This is a genomic window from Acinetobacter sp. AHP123 (assembly GCF_023757925.1).
In the GTDB taxonomy this organism is placed as follows: Bacteria; Pseudomonadota; Gammaproteobacteria; order Pseudomonadales; family Moraxellaceae; genus Acinetobacter; species Acinetobacter oleivorans.
Genome location: NZ_CP092454.1, coordinates 3,891,048 through 3,900,218, shown reverse-complemented (window position 1 = coordinate 3,900,218; position 9,171 = coordinate 3,891,048). Strand labels below are relative to the sequence as shown.

At 38.2% G+C, this 9,171-nt stretch carries 9 protein-coding genes; 5 read left to right on the top strand and 4 right to left on the bottom strand.

The window, feature by feature from the left end; all coding sequences use genetic code 11:
* On the top strand, positions 1–399 hold the full coding sequence (locus MJX77_RS18555; RefSeq protein ID WP_252060122.1) for a hypothetical protein: 399 nt from the start codon (positions 1–3) through the stop codon (positions 397–399).
* A 280-nt stretch (positions 400–679) separates the two neighbouring features.
* On the opposite strand, the gene trmB is transcribed toward MJX77_RS18555, so the two are convergent.
* Positions 680–1,396, bottom strand: a complete 717-nt coding sequence (gene trmB, locus MJX77_RS18550) for a tRNA (guanosine(46)-N7)-methyltransferase TrmB (protein WP_004642023.1) — start codon at positions 1,394–1,396, stop codon at positions 680–682.
* 145 nt (positions 1,397–1,541) lie between these two features.
* Between trmB and MJX77_RS18545 the strand changes: the two genes are divergently transcribed.
* Entirely contained in the window at positions 1,542–3,980 is a 2,439-nt protein-coding gene (locus MJX77_RS18545; RefSeq protein WP_252060121.1) for an ExeM/NucH family extracellular endonuclease, read from the top strand.
* 207 nt (positions 3,981–4,187) lie between these two features.
* Complete coding sequence (locus MJX77_RS18540) at positions 4,188–4,799, top strand: glutathione binding-like protein (RefSeq protein ID WP_005303579.1); 612 nt, start codon at positions 4,188–4,190, stop codon at positions 4,797–4,799.
* A gap of 68 nt (positions 4,800–4,867) precedes the next feature.
* On the opposite strand, the gene MJX77_RS18535 is transcribed toward MJX77_RS18540, so the two are convergent.
* Together MJX77_RS18535 and ahpF are read right to left on the bottom strand one after the other, a co-directional pair.
* Positions 4,868–5,212 (bottom strand): hypothetical protein, encoded by a 345-nt coding sequence (locus MJX77_RS18535; protein ID WP_005303582.1) that lies wholly within the window; start codon positions 5,210–5,212, stop codon positions 4,868–4,870.
* A gap of 172 nt (positions 5,213–5,384) precedes the next feature.
* A complete protein-coding gene (gene ahpF / locus MJX77_RS18530; RefSeq protein ID WP_252060120.1) occupies positions 5,385–6,950 on the bottom strand; it encodes an alkyl hydroperoxide reductase subunit F in 1,566 nt (521 codons plus the stop codon).
* Between the two features lie 267 nt (positions 6,951–7,217).
* Between ahpF and MJX77_RS18525 the strand changes: the two genes are divergently transcribed.
* Together MJX77_RS18525 and MJX77_RS18520 are read left to right on the top strand one after the other, a co-directional pair.
* A complete protein-coding gene (locus MJX77_RS18525; protein WP_049837791.1) occupies positions 7,218–7,436 on the top strand; it encodes a DUF1653 domain-containing protein in 219 nt (72 codons plus the stop codon).
* Positions 7,437–7,481: 45 nt separating this feature from the next.
* Complete coding sequence (locus tag MJX77_RS18520; protein ID WP_252060118.1) at positions 7,482–8,069, top strand: O-methyltransferase; 588 nt, start codon at positions 7,482–7,484, stop codon at positions 8,067–8,069.
* Here the strand turns inward: MJX77_RS18520 and MJX77_RS18515 are convergent.
* Positions 8,061–9,095, bottom strand: a complete 1,035-nt coding sequence (locus MJX77_RS18515) for a helix-turn-helix domain-containing protein (RefSeq protein ID WP_252060115.1) — start codon at positions 9,093–9,095, stop codon at positions 8,061–8,063. The genes MJX77_RS18520 and MJX77_RS18515 overlap by 9 nt on opposite strands.
* Positions 9,096–9,171: the final 76 nt, after the last annotated feature.

Here is a 9,171-nt window from a genome sequence, read left to right as displayed (position 1 = left end):
GTGAATTTATTATATCAATCAGAGCTTTTAAATATAATTGTCCAAGAAATTGCTTACGTTGCCCCTAGAAACTGGGAGCAAGTACTTTATTACACGGAGAGATTAGACGATCAAGATATTGGGATAAGGAATAAATCTACTGCCGAATGTTGGATTGGCAAAGAGAAGACACCTTATGATAATTCGAAAGGTCCCCCATTAAGAGCTTCTATGGAGCTATTTGAAGCAATAAATAATTTATATAAAGAAGCTCACAACTGTGGAAATATATGGTGTGGCTTACTTTTGACCATTAATAAAAATGGTAAATACTCTTCTAAGTTTTATTATGAAGGAACTCCTCTTCTTGATGGTAATGATAAGGAATTAGATGAAAGAATGAATGATTTAAGATCTTAATTAATTAAATTTAGCCTAAATATCTTTTTTAAAATTTTTAGATATTTAGGCTTTTTTATATACCACAATTTAATTATTTCATGGAAATAAATAATATTTTACTATTCTAAATAACTAGATGTGTAAACTATTACTTCTATTAATTTTTTAAGAGTAGAAAAATTTTACTAATAAATGCATGTTTATTAATAATTCAATGAACTATTTTTAATTTTTAAAAATTATGGCACTAAGTCATTAAAACTTAATGCCATAATTTTAAATAAAAACAATAAAATTTTTACTTAATTTTTTTAAAGATAAAGTCATTAATCTTATGACCTGACTCAATACCACGGCGTTCAAACTTAGTCACTGGGCGCCAGTCTGGACGTGGGTAGCTATTGCCTTTACCTGCCAAGTTTTCAAGATCTGGACGATTATCTAATACATCTAGCATCCATTCAGCATACGGTTCCCAATCTGTTGCAGCATGGAACGTACCACCAAGCTCAAGCTTTTGTTCAACCAATGGCATACGCTCATGAGCAACAAAACGACGTTTGAAATGACGTTTCTTTTGCCAAGGATCTGGGAAGTAAAGCTGAACACAGTTAATGCTGTTGTCTGGCATTTCACGTAGAACCTGAATCGCGTCTGCATCAAGTACACGTAAGTTTTTAACTTCTGCTATACCTGCTTCATATAGGCATTGAGCAATACCTGGTACATGGACTTCAATACCCACATAGTTGCGTTCAGGGTTCGCTTTTGCCATAAGTACTAACGAACGACCCATACCAAAACCGATTTCAACAGTTAATGGACGCTCTGGGTGTTCGAAGTGTTGACGTAGGTCACCAACAGGATATTCCAAAATTAAATCGCGATGTTGTTCTAATGCCGTGCGTTGAGACGTATTAAGTGGTGCTGAACGACGCATAAACGTCACAATTTCACGGTGTTCAGGCAAATTGTCTAAGTCTGCAATTTGCGTTTCTAACTGATCGATCGACATAACCTTGGCAATATTGAAATTCAAATGCGGTATTTTAAGTCTTCATGGGATCAAGTCAAATGTTTCGGTGTTTTTCTTCATGTAGATGTCATGATCAATATTTACTCTAAGAGACTAATTAAAACTCATATGAACACTTTTACTCATGAAAACTTTTCAATTAAGAACACTTTCGGTCTTTTTAAGTGCATTAGGTGCATTTTCATATAGCTCAGTTGCTCAAGCACAGCTCATGTTTAGCCAATATGTGGATGGCAGCAGCAATAAAAAAGGCTTGGAAATTTATAATCCAGATGGCGCTACAGTTAATTTAGCCGATTATGAGATTCAACAGTTTAATAATGGTGGTACAGCAAAGACTGTGGCTTTTCGTTTACAAGGCACGCTCGCGAGTAAGCAGAAGTTTTTAGTGGGGCGCTCAGAGTTACAAACTGAGCTTGGAAGTAAAGTAAATCAGGTCGCTGCTTTATCTTTTAATGGAGATGATGCGGTTGTACTTGTTTATAAAGGTACGCCTGTAGACCGTTTTGGCCGTATTGGTGAACGTCCAGCAGCGGGATGGGGGACGGCAGTTTCAAGCTTGGGAAATAGTTTTAAGCGTATTGAAACAGAGAATCCAGCTTTAAGTGTTGATGCAACCGCAGCATTTGATTTGGATCATTCATGGTCGGCTTGGACAAACCGAAATGATTTTTCAAATTTATCGGGTTCTACAACTCAGCCTCCTGTTGAAACAGTAAGTTGCTCAAGCTCAGATACAGCCATTGCTGACTTGGCGACAGCAACTCAAGACCAGACTTATACTGTGCGTGGTGTGATTACAGCTGATTATCGTTATGCCAATGGCTTCTCTGGTTTTTATGTTCAGACGCCAGACACTAAAGCACGTGCAAATGTCAGTAATGCCATTTTTGTTTATATTCCAAATAGTAGCGCTGTAAAAGGTGGGCAAGTTGGCGATGAAGTTATTTTACGTGGTCGTTTAACATCTTATCAAAATCAGCTACAAATAGATCAATTACAACAAGATATTCAAACCTGTAATAGCAATATGGCAAATCAGGTTCAGCCGATTAGCCTCGAACTTCCGTTTGCTAGTTTAACAGGTGGCTCAGTTAATTCGCCACAGCGTTATCAAGGTATGTTGGTCAAATTACCTCAGACTTTAACGGTGAGTGAGAACTATAATTATGGTCGTTATGGTGAGTTATCGCTGAGTTTAGGCCGTTTATATATTCCAACCAATTTATATCCAGCGTTATCTCCTGAAGCTAAAGCTCTAGCTCAGAAAAATTTATTATCGAAAATTATTTTTGATGATGGTTATAACAATCAAAACCGTACACCATGGTTACCAAGCAATTTTAGCGCTGCCAATACGCTACGTTCGGGTTATCAACTTAAAAATGCTGAAGGTATTTTAGAATATCGTTTTAATGGTTGGCGTGTACAACCTGTGCTTGGACGTAATCAGCCTGAAGTTATTACTCAAACAAACCCGCGTCAAAGCGTCCTTACTAAAAATGCTAATCACATTCGTGTAGCTTCATTTAACGTTTTGAACTATGACAATGGCGCAACAGGTTTCCCAACAGAGCGTGGTGCGACAACACAAGCTGAGTTTGATAAACAGCATCGTAAAATTGTGAGCGCATTAAAAGCGATTGATGCCGATGTTTACGGTTTAATGGAAATTGCGAACAATGGTTATGGGCCTAACAGTGCAATTGCCAATTTGACCAAAGCTTTAGGTAGCGATTGGAAATATGTGGTTCCTGAAAATCTAGACCGTTTAGGTGGTGATGCAATCGCAGTTGCTATTATCTATAACAGCAAACGTGTTAAGCCTTTAAATAAACCTGTTGTGCTTGATTTAGGCGACAAGAACCGAACAACTTTGGCGCAAAGTTTCCAAGCAGTTCGTGGTAATAAAACATTTACTGTTATTCCAAACCACTTGAAATCAAAAAGCTGTAGTGGGGTCGATGCTAGCTCTACTGACGCCGACCAAAAAGATGGTCAAGGCTGCTGGAACCCAACTCGTGTGAAAGCCGTTGATCAAATTGTGCAGTGGCTCGCGAAAAATCCAACTCAAGTGCAAAAGCAAAATGCCTTACTTGTAGGGGATATGAATAGTTACGCAAAAGAAGAACCTATTTTGTCATTTGAAAAAGCGAACTATAAAGTTTTACTTAATGACGCTAAGGTCGGTCAGGGTACTCAGGCGTATAGCTATGTGTATGGTGTTGCGAGTGATGCCAACGGTAATGGTGGAGCAGGTAACTTAGATCATGCAATTGCTGATGCAGCTTTATATCCAAAAGTGGTTCGAACCTTTGCATGGCATATCAATGCAGATGAGCCAACGGTTCTAGATTACAACGAAGAATATAAAACGGATGAGCAAAAGGCATTATTCTATGGTGAAGATGCTTATCGTTCTTCGGACCATGACCCTGTAATTGTCGATCTGGATTTAAATGGAAAAGACTCAAGTCATCCTGACGATGATAAGAAAAATGGGATTTTTGATTTCTTAACTGAATTAGTGAATTGGCTTAGCCAGCTTTTTAAGCGTAATTAACGGAAAAATTGCGTGACGCAAATGTGTTTTATCATATTTTAAACAATCGTCACGCAAGACAACTTGCAAGGAATGACTTTTTGAAGAATATTAGATGGTGTAAGTATTTTATAAGTTTACGCTTTTTTACAATTAAAGAATTGTGCAAACCTTGCAGGTTTTCTAGAAGCAATTTAAAACGTTAATATGAGATAACAAGGATCAGATATGAAATTATATTATTCGCCAGGCGCATGTTCTTTAGCTGCACATATTATTTTAAATGAAATTAATGTTGATTTTGACTTAGAACGGGTAAATTTAAAAACTCATAAAACAGAAAAAGGCGCAGATTATTACGAGATTAACCCAAAAGGATATGTACCAGCTTTAGAAATTAATCCGGGTTTAATGTTAACTGAAAACGTTGCTATTTTACCGTTCCTTGCTCAGCATGATCCTAAACAAGACTTAATTCCTCCATCAGGGATGGGCCGTGCGAAAGTATTGGAATGGTTGGGATATTTGAACTCTGAATTACATGATGCATATGCAGTCTTCTTTGGGGCGCCGTTAACGACTGATGAAAAAAACAAAGCTTATGCAGAAATTGATCGCCTTTTAAAATATATCGATAACTATTTGGCTGAGTCTGATTATGATTATTTGGTAAATGATAATTTCGGCCCAGCAGATGCTTATCTATTTGTTTTAACAAACTGGTCAAACTCAATTGAGCATGATTTAACGCCATATAAACATATTATTGCTCTACGTAATAAGGTAGCAGAACGTCAATCTGTACAAATTGCGATGCGTGATGAAGGTCTAATTTCTTAATCAGTTTTTTAGACTTTAATATAAAAAAAGCCCCTGTATGAACAGGGGCTTTTTTATGCTAAAGATGATTAGTGTTGAGCATCTTTTTTCACATCAGCAGCAGTATTTTCAACAGCTTGGGCAGCATCAGCAGTTGCCTTACGAGCAGTTGCTTCAGTTTTTGCAGCAGCTTCAGCGGTTGCATCAGCAGCATGGTCAGTTGCAGCATCGATTTTTGCAGTAGCATTATCAGTTGCAGTAGCAATATCGCTTGCAGCTTTGTCACCAGCTGATTTGATATCTGCAGTTGCTTGTTGAGCAGCATTTTCTAAGTGTTCACCCGTTGTCGCACCTGTTTCTGGAGCTTTATCTTTATTACATCCAACAAGGGCAACGGTCGCAGCAAGACCTAAAGCAACAAGTAATTTATTCATTGTGTTTTTCCTTCTAATTCATGGCATCCAAATATGGATGTATAAAATATAAACATAAACTAACTGATTAATAAAGATCGAAAATTGTTAAAGAGTTGTAACTCTAATATTAAAAAAGCCTAGCATTTTGTAATGCTAGGCTTGGGTTAAATCATAGTGGTTGGACTAAATTTTATTGCCCAGAACGGATGATGTAATCAAACGCAGAGAGTGATGCTTTAGCGCCTTCACCTGTGGCAATAATGATTTGCTTGTAAGGCACTGTTGTACAGTCACCCGCAGCAAATACACCTTTGACATTGGTTTCATTACGGTCATTCACAATGATCTCACCACGGTTGGTTAACTCAACTTCACTGTCTTTTAAGAAGTCAGTGTTTGGTAATAAACCAATCTGTACAAAGATCCCTGCAAGCTCGACCACATGCTCTTCATCAGTCGTACGGTCTTTATACTTAAGACCAGTCACTTGTGAGCCATCACCTAACACTTCTGTACTCAAGGCATTCATAATTACCGTTGTATTTGGCAAGCTATGTAGTTTGTTTTGCAAAACTTGGTCAGCACGTAATTTTGTATCGAACTCAACCAAAGTTACATGCTCAACAATCCCTGCAAGGTCAATTGCAGCTTCAACACCTGAGTTACCACCACCAATCACCGCGACACGTTTGCCTTTGAATAATGGACCATCACAGTGTGGGCAGTACGCAACACCACGGGTACGGTATTCTTGCTCACCCGGTACATTCATTTCTCTCCAACGCGCTCCTGTTGAAAGGATCACTGTTTTTGATTCAAGTTTCGCACCGTTTTCAAGTTCAACTTCAACCAAGCCATTGATCGTTTGGTTTGCACCGGTGATTTTGCTAACACGTTGCAGGTTCATGATATCCACATCATATTCACGAACGTGTGATTCCATCTCGGCAGCAAACTTAGGACCTTGAGTCTTTTGCACAGATGTGAAGTTTTCAATGTCCATGGTATCCATCACCTGACCACCGAAGCGTTCAGCTACGATACCAGTGTTAATACCTTTACGTGCAGCATAGATTGCTGCTGTTGCGCCCGCAGGTCCACCACCAATCACCAATACATCAAAAGCTTCTTTGGCATTGAGTGCTGCTGCATCTTTTTCAGCTGAGTTGGTATCAAGTTTTGCCACAATCTCTTCAAGGGTCATACGACCTTGGCCAATGTGCTCATTGTCTTGGAACACCATCGGGACAGCCATGATTTTGCGTTGTTCAACTTCGTCTTGGAAGAATGAACCATCAATCATGGTTGCTGTGGTGTTCGGGTTATAAATCGCGATCAGGTTAAGCGCCTGTACCACATCCGGACAGTTATGACAGCTTAAAGAGACGAACACATCAAAGTTGGCTTTGAGGTTTAAACCTTTAATCTGGTTGAGCACTTCATCAGAAACTTTTGGTGCATAGCCAGACACTTGTAACAGTGCCAAGATCAAAGATGTAAACTCATGACCCATTGGTAAGCCTGCAAAGAACACACGAGGTTGTTCACCTGCTTTAGCTACACCAAAGCTTGGACGACGTGTATTGTTGCCATCAAAACGGGCAGTCACTTTATCAGAAAGCTCAGCGATTTCTGTCACTAACTCTTTAATTTGAGCAGCTTTATCTGATTCATCTAAAGCTGCAACTAATTCGATTGGACTTTCTAAACGTTCTAAGTAAGCTTTTAATTGAGTTTTAATGTTTTGATCTAACATCTGTTTTTACTCCAATGCATCCAAATTCTTTCAATAGATGCATAGTACGTTAAAACACAGAATAGGTGAAACAGTATGTTTTTATAGATTTGATCGGTTTTTTGAATGTTGATTGGCACTTATAAATAATATCAAGAAGTTAAAGTGGAATTTGTCTTTAGGTCGTCTTTATTACTCTTTTTTATCTTTTAAAGTGAAAGTGTTTAAAAATTTATATATGTTATATGGCTGTAAAGATTTTATGTCATAACATTAAAAGGTACTTTCATGTCATTGCAACGCGGCATTTATCAGCATTATAAAGGTAATCTCTATCAAGTTTTTTCTGTGGCAAAACACAGCGAGACTGAAGAGCAACTCGTGGTTTATCAGTGTCTTTATGGTGACTATTCAACTTGGGTACGTCCGCTTGATATGTTTACTGAAACGGTTCAAATGGCTGATGGAAGTATCGTGCCGCGATTCAAGTTAATTCAAAGCACTTAACTCAAACGGCTGTCATATAAAATAACGATTTTAAAGGGTGAAGATATGCCAAATACTTTTTTCTTACAAAGAGTTGCAGATTTATATGACACCTTTAAACGACATGATGCCCAGCAGTCAGATCGCTTGCTACGCTATCGAAATATTGAGGCTGAATCTGCAAAACTTCTGTCGCAATTTATCCGAATGCAGCAAGCCAAATCAATTTTAGAAATTGGTACTTCAACGGGTTATTCTACTCTATGGCTTGCTGAGGCTGCACAATCGACTCACGGAAAAGTAACCACGCTTGAAATTGATGCCAATCGTAGTACTGAGGCGAAACGCCATGCGACTGAATTAGCATTAGATGAAGTGGTTGATTTTTGGATAGGGGATGCTGCTGATTATTTAAAAGAAACTCAGGAAACTTTCGATTTTATTTTGTTAGATGCTGAGCGTAATGCTTACGAAAATTATTGGCCCGATTTAAAGCGTCTGATCAAGCCCAAAGGTGGTGTTCTTATTATTGATAAGGTGATTTCACATGCGGTTGAAGTCAGTTCATTCTTATCTTTAATTAAAAAAGATGAAAATTTTATGAGCAGTATTTTGCCAGTAGGCGCAGGTTTAAGTCTGGTGATTTTAAAGTAGATTCGCTTTCTTGATATATTCTTGGCGATAAGCTTGTGGACTACAGCCCTTTACTTTATTAAATGCACGGGTGAAATTGGCAGGATTAGAATAGCCCAGTTCATAGGCAATATGGGTAATGGTAAAGGTAGAGTTCTCTAATAAATCAATGGCACGCTCAGTGCTGATCTGTTGCTTTAAATTTTGAAATTCAACGCCTTGCTGTTGTAAATAGCGTTGCAAAGTTTTGGTCGAAATATTTAATACTTTGGCACATTCCATTAGGGTTGGGACTTGATTGGCTTGTCGTAACATCATGCTAACCCATTCAACAATCTCACCTTGATGATAGATCTTCTGGATTTGTTCCTGACAGCGTTGTTCAACTATTTTTAGACTATGTGCGTCAGCTAGAGGCAAGGGTAGTGCTAATTGTTGCTGATCAATCACCACGCGTATACCTGAAAGCCACGTATAGTTAAAGTGAAAATTAGCTTTTACTAAGGATATGTAACGTTCTTGATAGCTCGGCTCTGGAACACTCAAATACACTTGGTAGCGTTGTAATTGCTGACCAGCCAATTCTAACAGGCTGTAGTAAAAGGCCACGGCAATCGCTTCAATATGAAAAGCCAAACATTGCTTATTCATCTGCAAAATCGGTTCAAATAATAGTTCAACCTTTTGCTGATTGGTCGGAAACTGAATGCTGAGCTTAAAACTCGGCATAATCAGTCTAAAATATTGTGCAATTAGCCTAAGTGCATGTTCCAGATTAGGACTAGTCATTAGTGCATAGCCGACCAGACTATGTGAGCTGAGTTTGATATTTTTACCCAGTTCAAAGGCTAAGTCTTGAGTGTTGGGCAGACTTAAACCCATCTCAATGAATTGTTCAATTTGTTGAATTGATAATAATTCTGTTTTTGCCAGTTCTTGCTGGAATGCCGTCAGTAAATCATTATTGTATTGATGTGTGCCGATTAAAATTTCAATCAGTCGTAAATAATAACGTGATGGAATAACAGGGATCTGTTGCTTCTGCACAAGAAAAACTCAGCAAAGTCTTAAAATGATAATAGCAAGTCTTAAAATGATAATATAGAGGGGCTATGTGCGAGCA